Raw genomic sequence first — 21,215 nt, 5'->3', positions numbered from 1 at the left:
GACGGGCCCCGATCCGGTCGTGGGATATCCGTCCCGAGCGTGTCGGGCCGGACATCCGGTCGGGCGTCGGGTCAGACGGCGCGGCGCTTCAGCTTGCGCCGCTCCCGCTCGGAGAGCCCGCCCCAGATCCCGAAGCGCTCGTCGTTCGCGAGCGCGTAGTCCAGGCACTCGGCCCGGACCTCGCAGGACGTGCAGACCTTCTTGGCCTCACGCGTGGACCCGCCCTTCTCCGGGAAGAAGGCCTCCGGGTCCGTCTGGGCGCACAGCGCCCGTTCCTGCCACCCCAGGAGCGTCTCGTCGTCGGTCGTAGCGTCGCCGAACAGCGGGAGCACCGGCGCCACGCGCTCGGGCTCACGGCCGACGTCTGACGGGAAGACCCCCCGGTCCCCATCGAGCAAATTCCACATGGCGTGCCCCTCCATGCCGTTCTCTAGGGAAACTGCATACCTGGAATTACACGCGTGTCTTTCGGAGGCGTCAAGTCGAAATGTGCTAGTGATTGCGATCTCCACTGCCCATTCACACGAGTGCGGCCTGAGCTGGTCCGGGCACTCGTAGGCTGACCTGCGTGAACCCGCTCCCCACCGCCGGCCGCACCCCCACGACGATCTCCCAGATGATGGATCTCGTCCTGTCGGACCCGGGGCGTCCCCGCCTCACGTGGTACGGCGACGGCGGCGAACGCGTCGAGCTCTCGGGCGCCGTCCTCCAGAACTGGGTGAGCAAGACCGTGAACCTGCTCGTGGAGGAGTTCGACGCCGCGCCGGGCACGGTCGTGACGCTCGACCTGCCCCCGCACTGGCGCGGCGTGCTCTGGGCGCTGGCCGCCTGGCGCTGCGGCGCCACCGTGGAGCCCGCCGGCGACACCCCCGCGACGGGAGGCGACGTCGTCGTCACCGCGCGTCCCGACGCCTGGGCCAGCGTGCTCGCCGGGCCCGGTGCCGCCGACCTCGTGGCGGTCGCGCTGCCCGCGCTCGCCCGGTCGTTCGACGGCGACCTGCCGCCCGGCGCCGTCGACGCCGCGGGCGCCGTGATGACCTACGGCGACGTCATCGGGTGGGCCCCCGAGACCGACCCGGCCGCCGTCGCGCTGGACGCCCCCGACGGCACGGTCGCGTTCGCGGACCTGGTGCCGGGCACCGGCGTCCCGGGTGCCCGGGTGCTCGTCGACGGCGCCCGCCCGCTGGGGGGTCTGCTGCGCGAGCTGCTCGCCGTCTGGGCCGCCGACGGCTCCGTGGTCCTCGCCTCCGCCGCCACGGCGGCCGAGCTCGCGGCCGACCCGGCCCGCCTCGACCGCCTGCGCGAGACCGAGCGCGTCACCGCCTGACGAGCACCTCGTGCGGACGCTTCCTGGTGGCTCAGGAGGCGGCGCGACCCCAGGCGACCAGCCCGGTGCCGGTGCGCGGGAACGCGCGCTGCGCGACGCGGAACGGCCAGGTCGCGGCGGCCACGAGCGAGCCCTGCGCGGCCGTCGACGGCTGGAACAGCCGCCCGCTGCGGGCGGTGCGGTCCGCCGTGCTGCCCTCCTCGCGCAGTCCGGGCCGACGGCGCGCGAGCTGGTTGCGCGCCGCCTCCAGCGCGTACCCGAGCGGGACGCCGTACAGGCGCAGGCCGACGTCGGTCAGGCCGGCGTCGCGCAGCAGAGCCACGAGTGCGGCGGGGTCGTAGCGGCGGAAGTGCCCGACGGCCTCGTCCATCGGGCCGTACCGGCGCTGCCAGGCCGGGGTGGACAGCAGCAGGGTGCCGCCCGGGCGGAGCCGCGCGGCCCACTCGCGGAGCGCCGCGGCGTCCTCCTCGATGTGCTCGATCACCTCGAACGCGCACACGAGGTCGAAGCGCTCGGCGGCGGGCAGGGAGTCGAGCGGTCCCTGCACGACCGTGCCCGGCACCCCCGCCTCGACGAGGCGCTGCTCGGCGGTGCGCGCGCTGTCGGCGTCGAGCTCGACGCCCGTGTACGCCGCGGCGCGGGCGGCGAGCCGGACGCCGACCGCGCCCTGGCCGCAACCCACCTCGAGCACGCGGCCGGCGGCCCCCGGCAGCAACGGTTCGACGACGTCCCACCGCAGGCTGCCGTACAGCGTGAGCGGTGGCAGGGAGGCGGCGGGGTTCGGCACGGGCATTCCTTCGTCCTCGACGGCTCGGGCAGCGGCACCAGCGGCTTGCAGCCGGTCATGGTCGGCCGGGGCCAGCCTGCCAGCACGGCGGCCGTGGCGGCACCACGCCCCGCCGCGCGAGCGGCGTCTCCTCGGGGCGCCTACCGCGGACGCGCGAGCGCGCCGAGGCCGGCGAGGGCGAGGTCGGCGAGCGTCACCAGCACGCGGCTGACCAGCACCAGCAGCAGCACCGCGGCGTGCGGCAGCGCTCCGGACAGCACCGCGAGCAGCACGAGCTCGCGCGCGCCGGCGCCGGCGGGCACGACGACGACGAGGAACCCGACCACCCACGCCAGCGCGTAGCCGCCGACGGCGAGCGCGACGCCCTGCGCGTCGGGCGGCATCCCGAGGCCGACGGCGAGCACCCACACCTGCGCCCCCGCGAGCAGCCACCCGGCCACCGACCACAGCGTGGCGGCGCCGAGCCCGCGCCAGCCGAGCGGGCGGTCGAGCGGGGGGCGGCGCGCGACCCGCAGCGCCCACGCGACCAGGCGGTTGAGCACGGGCGGCAGCAGGACGACGGCGACGGCGGGCAGCGCCCACAGCACCGGCCCGGCGGCCCCCAGCGCCCCGGTCGCGACGAAGGGCAGCGCGACCAGGCCGACGACCGCGCCGGACACGACGCCGACGAGCGTCGCGACCGCCGTCGTCGTCACGGACGTGCGGCGCGCGATCCCGTGGTCGACGCCGAGCTCCGCTGCCGCGACGACGTTCCACACCCCGCCCGGCACGTACTTGCCCAGCTGGCTCAGGCCGAACACCCGCAACGCGACCCGCAGCCCGGTCGGGGCGCCGAGGTCGGCGAGGACGACGCGCCACGACACGAACGTGCACAGTACGAAGGCCACCGACAGCACGAGCGCGACGGCGAGCCGCTGCCAGGAGAGCTCGGCGGCCGCGCGGGCGAGGTCGTCCCCCGCGGCGACGACGGCGTACACCGCGAGCCCGAGCGCGAGGACGAGGAAGCCCCAGCGCACCCACGGCGACCGCAGCACCGCGAGCACCCGGGCCAGCCGCCCGGACGGCGCCCCGGTCTCGCCCGTCGCATCGCCCGTCGCATCGCCCGTCGCATCGCCCGTCGCATCGCCCGTCGCATCGCCCGTCGCGCCGCCCGTCGCATCGCCCGTCGCATCGCCCGTCATGGCCGGACCCCGCGCGACGCGAGCAGCCGGACCAGCGGGCGGACGACGGTGGCGGGCCGGGCGAGGTCCCGCCCGGCCGCCGCGCGGGCCCTGGCGGCGGCGAGGGCGACCGGGTCGCGCAGGGCGAGCAGCCGGTCCGCGAGCGCCGCCGGGTCGGCGGGCGGGACCAGCTCGAGGTGGTCGCCCAGCAGCCGCCGCTGCGGCTCCGTGTCGGAGGTGACGACCACGCAGCCGGCGGCGAGGCCCTGGAACACCTTGTTCGGCACGACGCGCAGCCCCTTGGGGGTGGCGGAGAAGATCCCGAGGCAGACGTCGTGGGCGGCGGCGACGGCCGGCAGGTCGGCGGGCTCCACCCAGTCGCGCCAGGTGATCCCGGGGGTGCCGCGCAGCCGGTCGCGCACGGACGGGAGGTCCTGGCCGGAGCCGACGAGCGTGACCTCCAGGCCACGCCCGCCGCGGGCGGCGTCCTCGGCCGCCCGCGGCAGCGCGGCGGCCAGCGCCTCGGCGAGCACGTCGGTGCCCTGCAGCGGCGTGAAGAGACCGAAGAAGACGACGCGCAGGGGCCGGGCGTCGTCGGGCGCGGCAGCGTCGGCAGGGGCGGCGTCGAACCACTCCTGCGGCGCCCCGACGGGCACGACGAGCCCGCGGGCGGCGCGGGATCCGGCGAGCTCGCCGAGCATCCGCAGGTGCTCGGTGGTGTCGAGCAGCACGACGTCGGCGCACGACGTGGCGACGCGGTCCAGGCCGCGCAGCAGCGTGACCCGCGCCCCGCGCGCGCCGCGGTCGGTGGCGGTGTCGCCCGCGAAGACGAGGTGGTCCAGCAGCACCGGGGTGCGGCCGAACAGCAGGCGGGCGAGCACGACGTCGAAGTGGCCGAGGTAGCCGACGAGCACCGCGTCCGGGCGCCCGTGCGCGCGGCGGTGCGCCACGACGTCGCCCGTGAGCAGCACCCAGCAGCGCAGCAGCCGCACCAGCAGGCCGGGCAGGCGCCACGGCTGGCGCAGCATCCGCACCCGCTCGGCGGTGCTCAGGCCGAGCGGTCGGTCGAGCTCGCGCACCGTGTACCCGTGGGCGCGCAGCCCGTCGACGAGCACGCCGACGCGCGGGTGCCGGGCGGCGTCGTACGTGCCGAACGCGACGATCACGCGTGCGCGTCCTCGTCGTCCCGCGCCACGGCCGCGGCGCCGCCGCGGGCGCCGTCGTCGGGCCGCGGGCCGTACTGGAGCTCCTTGACCCGCTCGAGGGTCTCCTCCATCAGGGTGCGGTTGGTGCGCAGCAGGTCGGCGACGACGAGCAGCGCGAGGCACAGCAGCGCGCCGACGAGCATCGCGCCGGCGAAGACGAGCGACTGCACGTGGCCGCCGGCGTCCCCCTGGGCGAGGAAGACGAGGAACCGGACGGCGGGCACGGCCGCCGCGACGAAGAACACCGCGAAGAGCGTGAGGAACACCAGGTGCGGGCGGAACATGATCCACGACCGCACGATCGCCTTCCCCGACCGGGCCATGTGCTGCCAGATGTTGGCGAACAGCCGCGACTCGCGCGTCTTCGCGTTGGTGGTGATCGGCAGGCTCGCGATCCGCAGGCGCTTGTTCCCCGCCTGGACGATCGTCTCCATGGTGTAGCTGAACTGGGTCACGACGTTCAGCCGGAGCAGCGCGCCCCGCGAGTACGCGCGGAAGCCGCTCGCGGCGTCGGGCAGCGACGTCCCGGCGGCCGCGCTGACGACGCGGCTGCCGAACCGCTGCATCCGCTTCTTGAACGGGGAGAAGTGCTCGATCGTCGCCGTCTGGCGGTCCGCGACGACGATGTCCGCCTCGCCCGCGACGATCGGCGCGACCAGGTCGCCGATGCGCTCCGACGGGTACTGGTTGTCGCCGTCCGTGTTGACCACGACGTCGGCCCCGTGGGCGAGGGCGTAGTCGACGCCGTCGCGGAACGACCGCGCCAGCCCTCGCGTGCTGGTGTGCCGCACGACGTGCCGCACGCCGAGCCGGCGGGCGACCTCCGCCGTGCCGTCCGTCGACCCGTCGTCGATCACGAGGACCTCGACGCTCTCGAACCCCTCGACCTCGCGCGGGATCGTGGCGAGCACGAGCGGGAGCGTCCCGGCCTCGTCGAGGCACGGGATCTGGACGAACAGCTTCATCGCGCATCCTTCGGGGCGCCGGGAGCCGCCGGCGGCAGCGTGCCGGGGGCCGGGTCGATCGACGACGCCGCGAGTCTACGGGGCCACAGGAGCCCGACGACCAGCCCCCCGAGCAGCACGGCGCCCGCGACGGCCAGCAGGGCGACGAGCGCGGGCTCGGGCAGCGGGCTCCAGGCCAGCCACCGGTCCACGGCGTCGCCGAAGGTCTCGCCGGGCCCCCGGTAGAACGCGTCGAACGCCCACAGCAGGCCGCCGACGGCGGCGGCGAGGGCGAGCGTCACGACGACCGGCACGCCGCGGGCGAGGCGCCGGTCCGAGCGCCGCGCGAGCTGCCAGGCCGCGATCGCCACCGCCGTCGCGAGCGCGACCACGCCGCCGAAGACGTACCGCCCCTGGATCGCGACCAGGCGGCCGGTCTCGGCGTGGAAGTCCCAGGCGTTGTACGCGACGCCCGCCGCGAGCGCGGCGGGGGTGAGCAGCACGACGACGGCGGTCCGGCGCGCGCCGGGCAGGACGAGCGCCACGAGCGACGCGGCCATGAGCGCCACCGTCCCCCAGACGATCCATGCCCCCGCGAGGTGCACCTCGAGCCACGACAGATTCCCGAAGAACGACTGCGCGAGCCGGCCCGCGATGATCGACGGCACGTCGGCGTCGGGCACGGTCGCGAGGATGGTCAGCTCGCGGGGCCGGCCGACGGGCTGCACGGCGCCGAGGGTGATCACGTTGCGCACCCACCACCACCCGCCGACGGCGAGCGTCACGCCCCCGGCGACGGCGAGGAGGCCGAGCCGGCCGGGCCAGCGGCGCCCGCGCGCGAGCGCGTACGCCGCGACCACCATGGGCACCGCGAACGCCAGCATGACCTTGGTGAGCAGGCCGAGGCCGAGCACGACGCCGATCGCCACGGCCACCCGCCACCGCAGGTCCCCCGTGACCACCCGTACGGCGAGGTACGTCGCGGCGGCGCACGCCAGGACGACGAGGGCGTCGTTGTTCACGGCCCCCATGACGTGCCCGAGCTGCGGCAGGAGGAGGGGGAACGCCCCGGCGACCAGGCCCGCGGACGGCGACCCCGTGGCCCGGCGTGCCGACTCGGCGGCGAGGGGTACGACGAGCGCGAGCAGCAGCGCGTCCAGGAACCGCAGCGCCAGCGTGACCTGGTCCCAGCGGGCGTCGGTGAGCCCCGTCGCGTGCAGCACGCCCGCACCCAGGGCGTAGTAGAGCGGCGGGTGCTGCGTCATCTGGTCCACCTCGGTGCCCGACGACGCGTCGCCCAGCGCGTTGCCGGCGTCGAGGTGGGTGCGGTCCTCGCGCGGCACGGGCACGACGTCGACGAACTGGCGGGCGTCCTCGCGGTGCTGCCACCTGCCGGGCAGGTCGGCGGGGTACCCGGCCTCGTCGACCGCTTCCGCGATCGCCGGGGAGAAGTAGGCGTCGCCGGGCGGCGGCCAGCCGCCGCCGTACGCGATCCGCAGCACGCTGTTGACGTGGTTCTGCTCGTCGGGCGACCGGAACAGGGGCGTGACTGCGGCCCACACCACCGTCCACGCCGCGACGACCAGCGTGAGCGCGGCGACGGCACGCCGGTAGCGCCGTCCGGCGGGGGGCCGCGCGGTGCGCGTGCGGGGATCAGGGGTGCCGGTCGCCGCGGGAGCCGGGCGCGCGTGCGGCGTCGTGTCCGTCACGACCACCAGTCTCCCCCAGGATCCCGTTCGACGACGGGCTGCGGACCAGCGCCGACGTTCGACCCACACATTTCCTCTACCGTCCCGGTCCTCGGGCACCGCAGCGGCGTGACACCGACCCTCTATGCTCGCTTCCCGTGACCCGCACCACCCCACGCCACGTCGCCTCGCGCCCCGGCACGACCACGGGGCCCTCGCACGCCCGCGCCCTGCGCCGGCACACGGTCGCGCGCACCCTGGGGATGGGGCTGACCGCGGTCCTGGCGTTCGTCGCCGTCGGCGGCGCGACCGCGGCGGTGAAGCTCACCGGCAACATCACCGCCGTCGACTCCGACAAGCTGCTCGGGGCGGACCGGCCCGAGAAGGTCATGCCGGAGGACCCCAACGCGGACATGCCGCTGAACATCGTGCTCATGGGCTCCGACAGCCGCGGCGGCGACAACGCCGACATCGTGGGCGACGGCACCCAGGGCGCCCGCTCCGACACGACGATGATCATGCACATCTCGTCCGACCGGTCCCGCGTGGAGATGCTGTCGATCCCCCGGGACACGACGATCGACATCCCGTCGTGCCCGACCTCCTCCGGCGGGCAGACCTCGCCCGTGTCCCGCTCGAAGTTCAACGGGGCCTTCGCCCAGGGCGTCCTGACGGGCGGCGACGTGGAGTCGGGCGCGCTGTGCGCGCAGAAGACCATCGAGACCATCACCGACGTGCAGATGGACGGCTTCGTCGTCGTCGACTTCGCCGGCTTCGAGAAGATGGTCGACGCGCTCGGCGGCGTCGAGCTGTGCATCCCGAACGACATCGACGCCCCGAAGGCCGACCACCTCGTGCTCTCCGCCGGCATGCAGGAGCTCGACGGCGACACCGCGCTCAAGTACGCCCGGGCGCGCACGGGCGAGGGGCTGGGCGACGGGTCGGACCTCGGTCGCATCGGCCGCCAGCAGGAGCTGCTGGCCGCTGTCGCCCGTCAGGTGATGAGCGCCGGCACGCTCGCCGACCCGACCAAGTCGCTGAAGTTCCTCGGCGCCGTGACCGGTTCCATGACGATGAGCAGCAACTTCGCGTCCATCCAGGGACTCGCCGGGCTCGCGTACAGCGCGCGCAACGTCCGCCCTGACACCATCGCGTTCATGACCGCGCCGTACATGTACGACCCGAACAACGCGGCGAACGTCCTGCTCACCGACGAGGCGGACGAGGTCTGGGACAACCTCAAGCACGACCGCCCGCTGAGCGACGCGATCGAGACCGAGTCCGACGACGCCAAGGACGGCGACAAGGACGGCGCGACGAAGGACGGCGCGAAGGACGACGCCGGCACGGGCACGCAGGCCGCCGAGGGCACCGACGACATCGACGCCACCCCGGTGGCGGACGACGACCCGGGTACGACGGGGGACGCCGAGGACGGCTCCGGCAAGGGCGAGAAGGACCCCGAGCCGAAGCGGACCCGCGACGCCGGCGAGGAGGCGTTCACGGGCGCCGACGTGACGTCGGTGTGCGGATGAGCGCGGGGGAACCATGAGCAACGACGACCAGCGCATCCCGCCGAGCTTCACGCCGTCCGGCGGCCGGTCCGACCGGCCCAGCGGCTCCGGCGACGCCATCCCCGTGGGCGGCGGGAACCGCCCGTCCGCACCGCCGACGGGCGGCCGCGTGGGCCGGCGCGACGACGCCGCCCCGGTCGAGCCGCGCGTGCGGCGCCAGTCGTCGCGCGAGATCCCGACGACGCCGCCCGAGCGTCGTGGCAGCGCCCAGCAGAAGCCCCGGTCGTACGCGCCGCGCGGCTCCTCGGCGTCGGCCCCGGCCTCCCGTGCGCCCCAGTCGCGCGCTCCGCAGGCCCGGGAGGGCTCGGGCACGCGCGTGATGCCCGCGTCGGCCCAGGGCCAGGCGCGGCGCACTCCCCCGCCCGGCAGCGGCGGGGGCGCCGCGGCGGCGACCGCCGGGGGCGGCGGGTTCCGCGTGCGCAAGGGCCGCGTCGCGGGCCTCGTCCTCGTGCTGCTCCTGGTGCTGCTCCTGGCGTGGCCGATCGGCCTGGTCGTCTGGGCGAACGGCAAGATCCAGCACGTCGACGCCCTGTCCGACGCCAAGGGCACGCCCGGCACCACGTACCTGCTCGCCGGCTCCGACGCGCGCGGCACGGGCAGCGTCGCCGACGACGGCACCGAGGGTGCCCGCACCGACACGATCATGGTGCTGCAGAAGCCGCGGAGCGGGCCGGCCTCCCTCATCTCGATCCCCCGCGACACGTACACGGAGATCCCGGGCCACGACCCGAACAAGATCAACGCGGCGTACTCCTTCGGCGGCGCCCCGCTGCTCGTCGAGACGGTCGAGGGGCTCACGGGCCTGACGATCGACCACTACGTCGAGGTCGGGTTCGGCAGCGTCGAGGAGATCGTCGACGCCGTCGGCGGCGTCGAGCTCTGCTACGACCGCGACGTCGACGACCCGAAGAGCGAGTTGACGTGGGAGGCCGGCTGCCACATGGCCGACGGCGAGACCGCGCTCGCGTTCTCGCGCATGCGCTACTCCGACCCGAAGGGCGACATCGGCCGGGCCGAGCGGCAGCAGCAGGTCATCGCCGCCGTCGCCGCGAAGGTCGTCAAGCCCAGCGTGCTGCTCAACCCGGTCAACCAGGTGCAGCTCGTCAACGCCGGCACCGACGCCCTCACCGTGGACGAGAAGACGGGCATCGTCGACCTCGGCCGCCTCGGCCTGGCCTTCAAGGCCGCCACCGGCCCCGAGGGCGTCACCGGCACCCCGCCGATCGCCAACCCGGGGTACGACCCGGGCACCGGCGTCGGCTCGACCGTGCTGCTCGACGAGGACAAGGTCGACCAGTTCTGGGCCGACGTCCGCGACGGCGAGCTGGAGGCCGGCAGCACCGTCGGGGGCATGCCCGGCTGATCCCGAGGTAGTCCCGAGCTCGCCGAGGTAGTCCCGAGTTCGCCGAGGTCGTTCTCGCGCGCCCTCCCGGAGGCCGCGGCGCGGGGCATACTTTCCTCGCCGCGGTGCACCGTGCCCGGGCTGCCCGGCCGCGCGCCGGGCACGAGCCAGCCCGGAGGCGCCATGTCCGCGACCCCGACCCCTGACACCGCTCCGGCGACGCCCGCCGCGCGGGAGACGTCCCGCGCGCGGTTCCTCGGCGTCGTGGTGCCCCCCGCGCAGCGCCGCGACCTGGGCGAGCTGTCCGACCGCCTCGACCTGTCGTCGGGGGACGTGCGGGCCAAACGGTCCGCGTTCTGGGCGATGCTCGTGCTGTCCGGGATCATCGCGATCTCCGGCGTCGTCACCGACTCCACCGCCACCGTCATCGGGGCGATGATCATCGCGCCGCTGTCCACGCCGATCCTCGGCGTCGGGCTCGGGATCGTCACCGGGCGGGGCGGGCTCGTAGGCCGTTCCGCGCTGTACGTCGTCGGGGGCGTGGTGCTCGTCGTCGCCCTCGGCTGGCTGGTGGCGCTCGTGCTGCCGCAGACGTCGGACGTCGTCACCAACTCGCAGGTCACGGGGCGCACGTCTCCCGGCGTGGGCGACCTCGTCGCGGCGTTCGCCACCGGTTTCGCGGGGGCCATCGCCCTCGCGCGTCGCGACCTTGGCGACGTGCTGCCCGGCATCGCGATCGCCATCTCGCTGGTGCCGCCGCTCGGCGTGGTCGGGGTGTGCCTCGGCGCCGGCGAGCCGGCCCTCGCTGCGGGCGCGCTCCTGCTCTTCGGGTCCAACGTGGTCGCGCTCGTCGTGGCGTCCACGGTCGTGTTCTCCGGCGCCGGCTACGCCGCGGACGCCGCACAGGTGCGGCAGGACGCCGGCGGCCGGCGTCGCCCGCGCCGCGCCGTCCTGGTGGGCGCCGTCGCGGTGCTCGTGGTGGCGGTGCCGATGATCGCCAACACCGCCCAGTCGGTGCTGGCCGAGGTCTGGGCCGGGCAGGTCCGTGCCGCTGCCGAGGCCTGGCTCGCGGACACCCCGGACGCCGACGTCGAGGACGTCTCCTGGCAGGGGACCGACCTGGTGGTCGAGGTCCGCGGGCCGGGCGACGTGCCCGACGTCGCCGAGCTGCAGTCCGCCGTCGACGACCTCGTGCCGTGGGACCCGACCGTCACCGTGGTGCACACGGTGGGCGAGCGCGTGGAGGGCTGAGGACCGCTCTCCGGCCGACCCGCGCCGTCAGGCCGAGAAGCCCGTGCGGCGCGCGCCCTCGCGGGCGGCCCGCAGCGAGTCCCCCTTGGCCCGGGCGACGTCGGCGAGCTCGGCCTGGAACGCGACCATCCGCTCGCGCAGCGCGAGCGACCCGGCGTCGGTCCCTGCGGCGAGGATGCGCGCGGCGAGCAGGCCCGCGTTGCGCGCGCCGCCGATCGAGACGGTCGCGACCGGCACGCCGGCGGGCATCTGGACGATCGACAGCAGCGAGTCCATGCCGTCGAGATACCGCAGCGGCACGGGCACCCCGATCACCGGGAGCGGCGTCACCGAGGCGAGCATGCCCGGCAGGTGCGCGGCGCCGCCGGCGCCCGCGACGATCGCGCGCAGCCCCCGCTCGGACGCCGTGCGGCCGTAGTCGATCATCTCGGTCGGCATGCGGTGCGCCGAGACGACGTCGACCTCGACCTCGACGCCCAGCTCGGCCAGCGCGTCGGCGGCGGCCTCCATGACCGGCCAGTCCGAGTCCGACCCCATGACGATGCCGACGGCGGGCGTGCTCATGCGTGCTCCTTGGTGGTGGGGGTGCTCGGGACGGCGGCGGTGACGGTCTCGCCGCGCAGCAGCGCGGCGGCGTCGAGGGCGCGACGGCGGACCTCGTCGAGGTCGGTGCCGCTGACGTTGACGTGCCCGAGCTTGCGGCCCGGGCGGATGCCCTTGCCGTACAGGTTGACGCGGGCCTCGGGGAACTGCGCGAGCACGTCGGGCAGCGCGTCGGTGAGGGCGTCGAGGCTCGACCCGAGCACGTTGGCCATCACCGTCCAGGGCGCGCGGGCGGCGGTGTCGCCGAGCGGCAGGTCGAGCACCGCGCGCAGGTGCTGCTCGAACTGGCTCGTCACCGCGCCGTCGATGGTCCAGTGGCCGGAGTTGTGGGGGCGCATCGCGAGCTCGTTGACCCACACCGTGGCGGTGCCGTCGGCCTCCCGGGTCTCGAACAGCTCGACGGCGAGCACGCCCGTGACGCCGAGCCCCTCCGCCACCGCGACGGCGATCCGGCGCGCCTCGGCGTCCACGGCCGGGTCGAGGTCGGGCGCGGGCGCGACGACCTCCGCGCAGACGCCGTCGCGCTGGATCGACTCGACGACGGGCCAGGTCCGCACCTCGCCGGACGGACGCCGGGCGACCAGCGCCGCGAGCTCGCGCACGAACGGCACCTTCCGCTCCACCAGCAGGGGCGGGGCACCGTCGGCCGCGGCCTGCAGCCAGTCCGCGACGTCGTCCGGCGACGACACGACGCGCACGCCCTTGCCGTCGTAGCCGCCGCGGGACGTCTTCACCACGGCCTCGTGCCCGGTCTCCTCGGCGAGGAACGCGGCGAGCGCGTCGCGCGCGGCGGCCGGGTCGGTCGGCAGCGCGGCCCAGCGCGGGCACGGCAGACCGAGCTCGGTGAGGCGGCGCCGCATGACGATCTTGTCCTGCGCCTGCACCAGCGCGTCCGGGCCGGGGCGCACGGGCGTGCCGTGGTCGATGAGGTCCTGCAGCAGCGCGTTGGGCACGTGCTCGTGCTCGAACGTGAGCACCGCGGCCGGGGCGCGACCGTCGTCGGGGGTGATGAGCGCACGGATCGCGGCGTCGTCGCTCGCCACGCCGACCGGAGCGTCGGTGACGACCTGCGCGGCCGACGACGCCGGGTCCTCGACCAGCACCCGCAGGCCCACGCCCAGCTCGGCGGCTGCGGGGGCCATCATGCGGGCGAGCTGACCTCCTCCGACGACGGCGACGACAGGGGCGGAGGCAGTGGGTCCGGTCACGGGCATCGAGGATACCGGCCCCGCCGGGGGGTCAGCCGCCCTGGTGGTGCAGCCAGCCCCGCCGGCGGCCGCGCGACGAGATCGTCGTGCCCGGCGGCAGCACCAGGTGCGGGTCGAGCGTGCGCGGCACGCCCGCGAGGAAGAGCGCGAAGACCGGGGGCCGGCGCTGCACCAGGTCGAGCCGCCCGCCGTCGGCGGCGGCCAGGTCGCGCGCCAGGGCGAGGCCGAGGCCCGTGCTGCCGCCCGTCGTCGTGCCGCGCTCGAAGATGCGGGTCGCGACGTCGTCGGCCACGCCCTCCCCCTCGTCGGCGACCTCGATCGCGACCGCGCCGGTCGTGCCCGACGGGCGCGACCGCACCGTCGTCGTCCCGTCGCCGTACTTGAGCGAGTTCTCCAGCAGGGTCGCGATGATCTGCGCCAGGGCTCCCGGCGTCGCGAGCACCTGCATGCCGTCGGGGACCTCGATGACGAGCCGGCGACCGGCCCGCTCGAACGTCGGCGCCCACTCCTCCTCCTGCTGGTGCACGACGTCCGCCAGCACCACGGCCTCCGTCGTGCCGCCCTGCGACCGCCGCGACGCCGCGAGCAGGTCGTCCACGACGGTCACCAGCCGCTCCACCTGCTCGAGCGAGATGCGGGCCTCCTCGACGACCTCGGGGTCGTCGGAGGCGAGCGTGATCTCCTCGAGCCGCATCGTCAGCGCCGTCAGCGGCGTGCGCAGCTGGTGCGACGCGTCCTGGGTGAACTGCCGTTCCGCCGCGAGGCGTCCGGCGAGCCGGTCGGCGGACCGCGCCAGCTCCGCCGCGACGAGGTCGATCTCCTCGACGCCCGACGGCTCGAGGCGCGGGCGCACCTGGCCCGACCCCAGCTGCTCCGCGGACGCCGCGAGGTAGACCAGGGGCGCGGACAGCCGGTTCGCCTGCCACACCGCCACGGCGATGCCGGCCGCGATCGCGACGATGCCCGCGATGATGACCAGCACCACCGTCTGCGCGGACTTCACGTAGGCGCCGATGGCCGACACCGTCATCGACACGCCGACGTTCTTGTCGGTGAGCTTCGCCTTGTCGATCGTCGGCGGGGAGACCGGCTCGCCCGCCGTCAGCTGGGTGCCGTCCGGCAGCGTGACGACGACGTACGCCGGCAGGTCGCCCTCGCTGCCCTCGGCCGCACGCTGCACCGTCGACTCCTCGACGACGTCGCCCCGGTCGAGGCTGTTGTCCACGCTGCGCGCGAGCGTGTCCACCCGGTTGGTGACGCGCTGCTCCTCGGTGGCCAGGACGTACCGGGCACCGAAGATGCCGAGCGGGACGCCGAGCAGGAGCACGGCGACGGCGACCGCGGAGATGGTCGCCAGCAGGACGCGGCGACGCACGAGGTCAGCCCTGTCCCGTCGGCGTCAGCTCGCGCCGAGCTCGAAGCGGAACCCGAGCCCTCGCACGGTGGAGACGTAGCGCGGGGCGTTGGCGTCGTCGCCGAGCTTGCGGCGCAGCCACGACACGTGCATGTCGAGCGTCTTGGTGGAGCCGACCGGGTCGGAGCCCCAGACGTCGCGCATGAGGGTGTCGCGCACCACGACCGACCCGGCGTTCGCGACCAGCACCTTGAGCAGGTCGAACTCCTTGGTGGTCAGGTGCAGCTCGCGGTCGCCCTGGAACGCACGGTGCGCGGAGACGTCGACGCGCACGTCCTGCGCGCGCAGCTCCTCGTCCTCCCCCGTCTCGCCGTGCGTGCGGCGCAGCAGCGCCCGGACGCGGGCGAGCAGCTCCGCGAGGCGGAACGGCTTCGTCACGTAGTCGTCGGCGCCCGCGTCGAGCCCGACGACCAGGTCCACCTCGTCCGCGCGCGCCGTGAGCACCAGCACCGGCACGGTCAGCCCGGAGCCGCGGATCTCCCGTGCCACGTCAAGGCCGTCCATGTCAGGAAGGCCCAGGTCGAGGACGACGATGTCCGCGTTCCCGGCGTTGTCGACGGCTCCTTGACCAGTTCCTTGCACGATGACGTCGTAACCCTCACGCGTGAGAGCCCGCGCCAAAGGCTCGGCAATAGCCGGGTCGTCCTCGGCCAGCAGTACGTGGGTCATTCCCTCATGCTAGCGGCAACGTCGCTGGTCCTGGACCCCTCCCCACGCCGCGTCGGCGCCAGTCCGGTGTGACATGGAGATGACGCGCCGGCAGGTCACCGTCCGCGACGACGGCAGCCGCCGGGGTCGTCGTCGTGCGGTCGGTCCTGTCCCCCTGCGGGACGATGCCTCGCTCCGGCCGTCCGCCCCCGGGCGGACGCGCCGGCTCCCCCCTCCCACCTACCCTGGCGGACATGAGCTGGATCGAGAGGATGGGGCGCTGGTTCGAGGCGCACCGCTTCGGCGTCGACCTGACGACGACCGTGCTGCTCGCCGCGCTCATGCTGACCTCGGCCACCGACCTGTACGCGTCCGACCCGAACCTGTCCCGCACGGAGTCCACCGTGTGGACCGTGGCCCTCCTGGCGCCGCTCCCGTGGCGTCGCACCCGGCCCGTGCCCTCCGCCGTGGCGGTCTTCGCGATCGCGCTGTCCCACATGCTCGCGGGCTACCCCATGATCATGCCGGGCGACCTGCTCGTGCTCGTCTCGCTCTTCTCGGTGACCGTCTACGGCCCGACCTGGGCGCACGTCACGGCGATCTGCTCCACGGCCGTGGGAAGCGTCGTCGTCCTGCCCCTCGCGGTCTCCGTCTTCACGCTGGGCGGGCTCAGCGCCTCCGGCGTCGCCGAGATGCTCCCGGTCGGGATCTTCTGCCTGGTCGCCGGCCTCGCCGTCTGGGCCTTCGCCCTCGTGCGACGGTCCCGCCGCGTCACCATGGACGCCCTGCGCGACCGCGCGCACCGCCTCGAGATCGAGCGCGACCAGCAGGCCCGGATCAGCGCCGCCGCCGAGCGCGCCCGCATCGCCCGCGAGATGCACGACATCGTGGCGCACTCCCTGTCCATCGTCGTCGCGCAGGCCGACGGCGGTCGGTACGCCGCGGCGTCCGACCCCGAGGCCGCCGTGCGCGCGCTGGGCACCATCAGCGAGACCGGGCGCACCGCGCTCACCGACATGCGGCGCCTGCTCGGCGTGCTGCGCTCGCAGGACGACGAGGACGCGGCTCGCGTCGAGGCGGCACCCCGCTCGGCGTCGCCGCCCGCGCTCGCCGCCGGGCCGGGCGGCGCCCCGCGACCGGCGACCGGCGTCGCCGACGAGCCCCGCCAGGCGCGCCCCGCGCCGCAGCCCGGCGTCGAGGAGATCGAGGACCTCGTCGCGCAGGCGCGGGACGGGGGCCAGCGCGTGTCGCTGGTGCGCGTCGGCGAGCCCCGCACCCTGCCCGCCGGCATGGGCCTCACGCTGTACCGCGTGTGCCAGGAGTCGCTGACCAACGTGCGCAAGCACGCCGGCCCCGACCCGGCCGTGACCGTCGCGGTGCGCTGGACGCCGTCGACCGTCGAGCTCGAGGTGCTCGACGACGGCCGGGGCGCCGCCGCCGCCGCGGACGACCCCGGGTTCGGGCTGCGCGGGATGCGCGAGCGGGCCAACCTGTACGGCGGCACGCTCGAGACCGGTCCCCGCCGAGCCGGCGGGTTCCGCGTGCACCTCGAGCTGCCGCTGCCCGGAGCGCCCGTGACCGCCCCGCCCGCGCCGACGACCCCGTCGGCGACCACCGCCCAGGAGGACGCATGACCCCGCCCGCCGACGACGTCGCGCCGCCCGCCCCCGGACCCGCCGGGAGCGGCGTCGTGCGCGTCGCGCTCGTCGACGACCAGCAGCTCGTGCGCGCGGGCTTCCGCATGGTGATCGACTCCCAGCCGGACCTGCAGGTGGCGCTCGAGGCCGGGGACGGCGCGCAGGCGCTGCGGCTGCTCGCCGACCACCGCGTCGACGTCGTGCTCATGGACGTGCGCATGCCGCACCTGGACGGGCTCACCGCCACCGCGCGCCTCACCGCCGCGCCCGACGCGCCGCGCGTCATCGTGCTCACCACGTTCGACCTGGACGAGTACGTCCTCGAGGCCATCCGGTCCGGGGCCTCGGGGTTCCTGCTCAAGGACGCGCCGCCCGAGGAGATGCTCGCCGCCATCCGCACCGTGCACGCCGGGGACGCCGTCATCGCGCCGTCGTCCACCCGCCGCCTGCTGGAGCACCTGGTCACCGCGCTGCCCGCGGACCAGGCGGCACCCCAGCGCGACGCGCTCGCCGGCCTCACCGACCGCGAGCGCGAGGTGCTGGTGCTCATGGCCCGCGGCCGGTCCAACACCGAGATCGCGGCCGACCTGTTCGTCGCCGAGGCCACCGTGAAGACCCACGTCGGGCGCATCCTCGCCAAGCTCGACGCCCGCGACCGCGTCCAGGCCGTCGTGACCGCCTACGAGACCGGCCTGGTCCGCCCCGGCTCCTGACCCCCGACCTGTCGGAGCCAGGTCGGTGCGTTTCCGGCGCGGCTCCGACAACTCGGCGAGGGTGCAGGTCAGGGGCGGTTCAGGGTGCAGGTCAGGGTCGGTGTCATACCGGGGGATGACCTGGGAGCACGCCAGGACCCACCCTCGGACCGATGTCGGCGGCGCGGGCGCTCCGTAGCGTCGGTGATGTCCTGGTCCGAGGCTCTGCGGAGCTCCCGGGCCACCATCCCGAGACACCGGAGAGCTTCCGTGGACACGACCGTGTACGTCCCGATCCCCGACGAGGGCACCGCCGCCCGACCGACCGTCACCCCGGCCGTGCGGGCCCGCGCCCTGACCAAGACGTACGGCCGCGGCGAGGCGCAGGTGCGCGCGCTGGACGGTGTCGACGTCGACTTCACGGCCGGCCGCTTCACCGCGATCATGGGCCCGTCGGGCTCCGGCAAGTCGACCCTCATGCACCTCCTCGCCGGCCTGGACTCGGCCACGAGCGGACAGTCCTTCATCGGCTCCACCGAGGTGACCGGCCTGAACGACAAGGCGCTCACCGCGCTGCGCCGCACCCGCGTGGGCTTCGTGTTCCAGCAGTTCAACCTGCTGCCGATGTTCACGGCGGAGCAGAACATCACCCTGCCGGTCGAGCTGGCGGGCGGCACGGTCGACCAGCAGTGGCTCGGCACCCTCGTCGACACCCTCGGCCTGAGCAAGCGCCTCACGCACCGCCCGAGCGAGCTGTCCGGCGGCCAGCAGCAGCGCGTCGCCATCGCGCGCGCCCTCATCGCCCAGCCCGACGTCGTGTTCGCGGACGAGCCCACCGGCAACCTCGACTCCCGCTCCGGCGCGGAGGTGCTGAGCTTCCTGCGCCGCTCGGTGCGCGAGCTCGGCCGCACCATCATCATGGTCACCCACGACCCGGCGGCCGCCGCCTACGCGGACCGCGTCGTCCTCATCGCCGACGGCAAGATCGCCGGCGACATCACCGACCCGACGCCGGAGTCCGCCCTCGCCGGCCTCGACGCGCTGCGGACGGTGGCCTCGCGATGATCCGCCTCACCCTGTCGCAGATGCGGCGCAGCGCCGGCCGGCTCGCCGCCGCCGGCCTGGCGATCGTCATCGGCACCGCGTTCGTCGCGATCACCCTCCTCGCGGGCAACGTCATCACCCGCACCACCTACGACTCGATCGCCGCACAGTTCACGGGCGCCGACCTCGTGGTCCGCGGCGTCCCCGCCGACGACGCCGCCCTCGACGCGGTGCGCGGCACCGACGGCGTGGCCACGGCCGACCCGCAGCTCATGACGTACCAGCAGCTCGAGGCCGGCGGCCGCACCATCTACCAGGGCGTGCTGGCCGAACCCACGGACACGAGCGTGCTGCCGCTCGAGGTCGCCGACGGCTCCCTCCCCGAGGCGTCGGGCGAGATCGCGCTGCCGACCGACGTCGCGGAGCGCCTCGACGCCGCCCCGGGCGACACGATCACCCTCGTGCGCAACGTCCTCGAGGGCGACCAGAGCTCCGAGGAGGACGCCTGGACCGAGGTCCGCGAGCAGCTCACCGTGTCGGGCACGCTCACCGACCCGTACGGCGCGTACTCGATGCAGGGCGGCGTGGCCGTCGCCCCGGCGGCGGACGTCGCCGGCTGGGAGGACGACCTGGCGGCCCCCGGCGAGGAGCCGGTCGCCCCCACGACCATGCTCGTCACCCTCGACGACCCCACCGGCGTCGAGCAGGCCCGCACGGCGATCACCGGCGCGCTCACCAACGGGGCCGCGGCGTCAGGCGCCGACACCGCCGACCTCAAGGTCGTGACGCCCGAGGAGCACGCCGAGGCCGTCGCCAGCGAGATGACCGGCGGCGAGAACGTCATGTTCACGCTGTTCGTGCTGGTCTTCGCGGCCGTCGCGCTGCTCGTCGCCGCGCTCGTCATCGCGAACACCTTCCAGGTGCTGGTCGCCCAGCGCACCCGCACGCTCGCCCTGCTGCGCTGCGTCGGGGCGGACAAGGGCCAGCTGCGCCGGTCGGTGCTGTTCGAGGCGGCCGTGCTGGGCCTGCTGTCCTCCGCGGTCGGCCTGGTGGCCGGCGTCGGGCTGGGGCAGGCCGCGCTCACGATCGGGCGCGGCATGGACCTGGGGGTCCCGCTGCCGGCGACGGTCACGATCACCCCCGCCGTCGTCCTCATCCCGCTGGCGGTGGGCACCCTCGTGACGCTGGTCGCGGCGCTCTCCCCCGCCCGGGCCGCGACGCGCGTCGCGCCGCTCGAGGCCCTGCGCCCCGCCGACGCGCCGTCCGCGGCCCGTGGTGCCGGTCGCGTCCGGCTGGTGCTCTCGATCCTCGTCTCCGTGATCGGCTTCGCCCTGCTGGGCGGCGGCGTCGCGCTGAGCACCGTCGGCCAGGAGCCCACGACGGGCCTCCTGCTCGCCGTCGCGGGCGGGGCCCTGTCGTTCGTCGGCGTCCTGGTCGGCTCGGTGTTCTGGCTGCCCCGCGTGGTGGCGCTCGCCGGGCGCCTGGTGGGGATGTCCGGCCCGACGGCGCGCCTCGCGGCGGCGAACACCCTGCGCAACCCGCGCCGCACCGCCGCCACGTCCACCGCGCTGCTCATCGGCGTCACGCTCGTCGGCATGATGTCGACCGGTGCCGCGAGCGCCCGGGTGACCATGGACTCCGAGCTGGACTCCCGCTACCCGGTGGACGTCACCGTCTCGACCGACCTGTCGAGCGACCCGACGAGCGTCGCCGCCGGAGACGCCGTCGTGGCGCCCGTCCCGGCCGCGCTCGCCGGCACCGTCAGCGACGTCTCGGGCGTCTCCCGCGTCGTCGAGGCGCGTGCCACGGCCGCCACGGTCACCGGCGACGGCGTGGACGAGGGCCTCGCCGTCACCGTCCGGGGCGTGTCCCCGGACGACGCGGCGTCGGTGCTGCGCAGCACCGAGATGGTCGAGCCGCTCGCGCCGGGCACCGTCGTCGTGCCGGAGGAGGTCTCCGAGAACTGGGACATCACCGACGGCCAGGCACTCACCCTGACCGGCCCGGACGGCACCCTCGACGTGACGGCCGCGGTCACCGACCTCGCGGACACCGGGATGATCGTGGTGCCGGACGACCTGTCCTCCCTCGACCCCGACGCCCCGGTGACCAGCCTGTGGGTGGGGCTCGACGACCCGTCCGACGCCACCTCCGTGGTGCCGTCGATCCAGGACGCGGTCGCCGACACCGAGGCCCCCGCCGACGTCATGGGCGCGGCGGTGGAGCGCGCCGGCTTCCAGCAGGTGATCGACACCGCGCTGGGGATCGTCATCGGCCTGCTGGCGGCGGCGGTCGTGATCGCCCTGATCGGCGTGGCGAACACGCTGTCGCTGTCGGTCATCGAGCGGCGCCGGGAGTCCGCCACCCTGCGGGCGATCGGGCTGTCGAAGGGCCAGCTGCGCGGGATGCTCGCGGTGGAGGGCCTGCTCATCGCGCTGGTGGGCGCCGTCCTGGGCGTGCTGCTCGGGCTCGTCTACGGCTGGGCCGGCGCCGCCGCGGCGCTCGGCTGGGCCGGCACCCCGGTCATCGTGGTCCCGTGGCGCGACGTCCTCGTGATGCTGCTCGTCGCCGCCGTGGCCGGGCTGGTGGCGTCCGTCGCCCCCGCCCGCACCGCGGTGAAGACCTCCCCCGTGGAGGCGCTGGCGAGCGAGTAGCGGGAGTTGTCCACAGGCCGTCCTCGACGGCCGTCCC

At 75.3% G+C, this 21,215-nt stretch carries 18 protein-coding genes; 8 read left to right on the top strand and 10 right to left on the bottom strand.

What is annotated here, in order from left to right:
* Nucleotides 1-71: 71 nt before the first annotated feature.
* Nucleotides 72-407: a WhiB family transcriptional regulator gene (locus ACH443_RS18780; RefSeq protein ID WP_429733639.1), complete on the bottom strand. Its 336-nt coding sequence runs from the start codon at nt 405-407 to the stop codon at nt 72-74.
* 161 nt (nt 408-568) lie between these two features.
* On the opposite strand from ACH443_RS18780, the gene ACH443_RS18775 reads away from it, so the two are divergent.
* Nucleotides 569-1,327, top strand: coding sequence for a TIGR03089 family protein (locus ACH443_RS18775; protein ID WP_430556941.1), 759 nt, complete (start codon nt 569-571; stop codon nt 1,325-1,327).
* Between the two features lie 31 nt (nt 1,328-1,358).
* Here the strand turns inward: ACH443_RS18775 and ACH443_RS18770 are convergent, their stop codons facing one another.
* The 5 genes from ACH443_RS18770 to ACH443_RS18750 all read right to left on the bottom strand — a co-directional run bounded on the left by ACH443_RS18770 (nt 1,359) and on the right by ACH443_RS18750 (nt 7,132).
* On the bottom strand, nt 1,359-2,114 hold the full coding sequence (locus tag ACH443_RS18770) for a class I SAM-dependent methyltransferase (RefSeq protein WP_429764596.1): 756 nt from the start codon (nt 2,112-2,114) through the stop codon (nt 1,359-1,361).
* A 140-nt stretch (nt 2,115-2,254) separates the two neighbouring features.
* On the bottom strand, nt 2,255-3,295 hold the full coding sequence (locus ACH443_RS18765; protein ID WP_430591163.1) for a lysylphosphatidylglycerol synthase domain-containing protein: 1,041 nt from the start codon (nt 3,293-3,295) through the stop codon (nt 2,255-2,257).
* Nucleotides 3,292-4,440, bottom strand: a complete 1,149-nt coding sequence (locus ACH443_RS18760; protein ID WP_430591162.1) for a glycosyltransferase — start codon at nt 4,438-4,440, stop codon at nt 3,292-3,294. Before ACH443_RS18760 ends, ACH443_RS18765 begins: the two co-directional genes overlap by 4 nt.
* Nucleotides 4,437-5,444, bottom strand: coding sequence for a glycosyltransferase family 2 protein (locus tag ACH443_RS18755; RefSeq protein ID WP_430591161.1), 1,008 nt, complete (start codon nt 5,442-5,444; stop codon nt 4,437-4,439). Before ACH443_RS18755 ends, ACH443_RS18760 begins: the two co-directional genes overlap by 4 nt.
* Complete coding sequence (locus ACH443_RS18750) at nt 5,441-7,132, bottom strand: DUF2142 domain-containing protein (protein WP_430591160.1); 1,692 nt, start codon at nt 7,130-7,132, stop codon at nt 5,441-5,443. The genes ACH443_RS18755 and ACH443_RS18750 overlap by 4 nt, the downstream gene beginning before the upstream one ends.
* Nucleotides 7,133-7,269: 137 nt before the next feature.
* Between ACH443_RS18750 and ACH443_RS18745 the strand changes: the two genes are divergently transcribed.
* The 3 genes from ACH443_RS18745 to ACH443_RS18735 all read left to right on the top strand — a co-directional run bounded on the left by ACH443_RS18745 (nt 7,270) and on the right by ACH443_RS18735 (nt 11,278).
* Complete coding sequence (locus ACH443_RS18745; RefSeq protein ID WP_430591159.1) at nt 7,270-8,646, top strand: LCP family protein; 1,377 nt, start codon at nt 7,270-7,272, stop codon at nt 8,644-8,646.
* Between the two features lie 13 nt (nt 8,647-8,659).
* Nucleotides 8,660-10,048: an LCP family protein gene (locus tag ACH443_RS18740; RefSeq protein ID WP_430591158.1), complete on the top strand. Its 1,389-nt coding sequence runs from the start codon at nt 8,660-8,662 to the stop codon at nt 10,046-10,048.
* Nucleotides 10,049-10,210: 162 nt separating this feature from the next.
* Entirely contained in the window at nt 10,211-11,278 is a 1,068-nt protein-coding gene (locus ACH443_RS18735) for a TIGR00341 family protein (protein WP_430591157.1), read from the top strand.
* Between the two features lie 27 nt (nt 11,279-11,305).
* Here the strand turns inward: ACH443_RS18735 and purE are convergent, their stop codons facing one another.
* The 4 genes from purE to ACH443_RS18715 are packed head-to-tail and all read right to left on the bottom strand — an operon-like array spanning nt 11,306 to nt 15,172.
* On the bottom strand, nt 11,306-11,842 hold the full coding sequence (gene purE, locus ACH443_RS18730; protein WP_430556935.1) for a 5-(carboxyamino)imidazole ribonucleotide mutase: 537 nt from the start codon (nt 11,840-11,842) through the stop codon (nt 11,306-11,308).
* Nucleotides 11,839-13,095: a 5-(carboxyamino)imidazole ribonucleotide synthase gene (locus ACH443_RS18725; protein ID WP_430591156.1), complete on the bottom strand. Its 1,257-nt coding sequence runs from the start codon at nt 13,093-13,095 to the stop codon at nt 11,839-11,841. Before ACH443_RS18725 ends, purE begins: the two co-directional genes overlap by 4 nt.
* Before the next feature lie 25 nt (nt 13,096-13,120).
* Nucleotides 13,121-14,464: an ATP-binding protein gene (locus ACH443_RS18720; protein ID WP_429764586.1), complete on the bottom strand. Its 1,344-nt coding sequence runs from the start codon at nt 14,462-14,464 to the stop codon at nt 13,121-13,123.
* Between the two features lie 24 nt (nt 14,465-14,488).
* Nucleotides 14,489-15,172, bottom strand: a complete 684-nt coding sequence (locus ACH443_RS18715; RefSeq protein WP_079569979.1) for a response regulator transcription factor — start codon at nt 15,170-15,172, stop codon at nt 14,489-14,491.
* Nucleotides 15,173-15,405: 233 nt separating this feature from the next.
* On the opposite strand from ACH443_RS18715, the gene ACH443_RS18710 reads away from it, so the two are divergent.
* From ACH443_RS18710 to ACH443_RS18695, 4 genes are all read left to right on the top strand, one after another.
* Nucleotides 15,406-16,785, top strand: coding sequence for a sensor histidine kinase (locus ACH443_RS18710; protein WP_429764585.1), 1,380 nt, complete (start codon nt 15,406-15,408; stop codon nt 16,783-16,785).
* Nucleotides 16,782-17,501, top strand: a complete 720-nt coding sequence (locus ACH443_RS18705) for a response regulator (protein WP_430591155.1) — start codon at nt 16,782-16,784, stop codon at nt 17,499-17,501. The genes ACH443_RS18710 and ACH443_RS18705 overlap by 4 nt, the downstream gene beginning before the upstream one ends.
* 249 nt (nt 17,502-17,750) lie before the next feature.
* Nucleotides 17,751-18,545 (top strand): ABC transporter ATP-binding protein, encoded by a 795-nt coding sequence (locus ACH443_RS18700; RefSeq protein WP_429764583.1) that lies wholly within the window; start codon nt 17,751-17,753, stop codon nt 18,543-18,545.
* Entirely contained in the window at nt 18,542-21,178 is a 2,637-nt protein-coding gene (locus ACH443_RS18695; RefSeq protein WP_430591154.1) for an ABC transporter permease, read from the top strand. Before ACH443_RS18700 ends, ACH443_RS18695 begins: the two co-directional genes overlap by 4 nt.
* Nucleotides 21,179-21,215 lie beyond the last annotated feature (37 nt).

Source organism: Isoptericola sp. NPDC019571 (genome assembly GCF_044389385.1).
GTDB lineage: Bacteria > Actinomycetota > Actinomycetes > Actinomycetales > Cellulomonadaceae > Isoptericola > Isoptericola nanjingensis.
This window is presented reverse-complemented; position numbering and strand designations above follow the sequence as displayed.

What these genes read in the sequence shown, in the direction of transcription:
- ACH443_RS18780 (WP_429733639.1), bottom strand. Translation starts at nt 407, where the DNA reads ATGTGGAATTTGCTCGATGGGGACCGGGGGGTCTTCCCGTCAGACGTC.
- ACH443_RS18765 (WP_430591163.1), bottom strand. Translation starts at nt 3,295, where the DNA reads ATGACGGGCGATGCGACGGGCGATGCGACGGGCGGCGCGACGGGCGAT.
- ACH443_RS18755 (WP_430591161.1), bottom strand. Translation starts at nt 5,444, where the DNA reads ATGAAGCTGTTCGTCCAGATCCCGTGCCTCGACGAGGCCGGGACGCTC.
- ACH443_RS18740 (WP_430591158.1), top strand. Translation starts at nt 8,660, where the DNA reads ATGAGCAACGACGACCAGCGCATCCCGCCGAGCTTCACGCCGTCCGGC.
- ACH443_RS18735 (WP_430591157.1), top strand. Translation starts at nt 10,211, where the DNA reads ATGTCCGCGACCCCGACCCCTGACACCGCTCCGGCGACGCCCGCCGCG.
- purE (WP_430556935.1), bottom strand. Translation starts at nt 11,842, where the DNA reads ATGAGCACGCCCGCCGTCGGCATCGTCATGGGGTCGGACTCGGACTGG.
- ACH443_RS18725 (WP_430591156.1), bottom strand. Translation starts at nt 13,095, where the DNA reads ATGCCCGTGACCGGACCCACTGCCTCCGCCCCTGTCGTCGCCGTCGTC.
- ACH443_RS18715 (WP_079569979.1), bottom strand. Translation starts at nt 15,172, where the DNA reads ATGACCCACGTACTGCTGGCCGAGGACGACCCGGCTATTGCCGAGCCT.
- ACH443_RS18710 (WP_429764585.1), top strand. Translation starts at nt 15,406, where the DNA reads ATGAGCTGGATCGAGAGGATGGGGCGCTGGTTCGAGGCGCACCGCTTC.
- ACH443_RS18705 (WP_430591155.1), top strand. Translation starts at nt 16,782, where the DNA reads ATGACCCCGCCCGCCGACGACGTCGCGCCGCCCGCCCCCGGACCCGCC.
- ACH443_RS18695 (WP_430591154.1), top strand. Translation starts at nt 18,542, where the DNA reads ATGATCCGCCTCACCCTGTCGCAGATGCGGCGCAGCGCCGGCCGGCTC.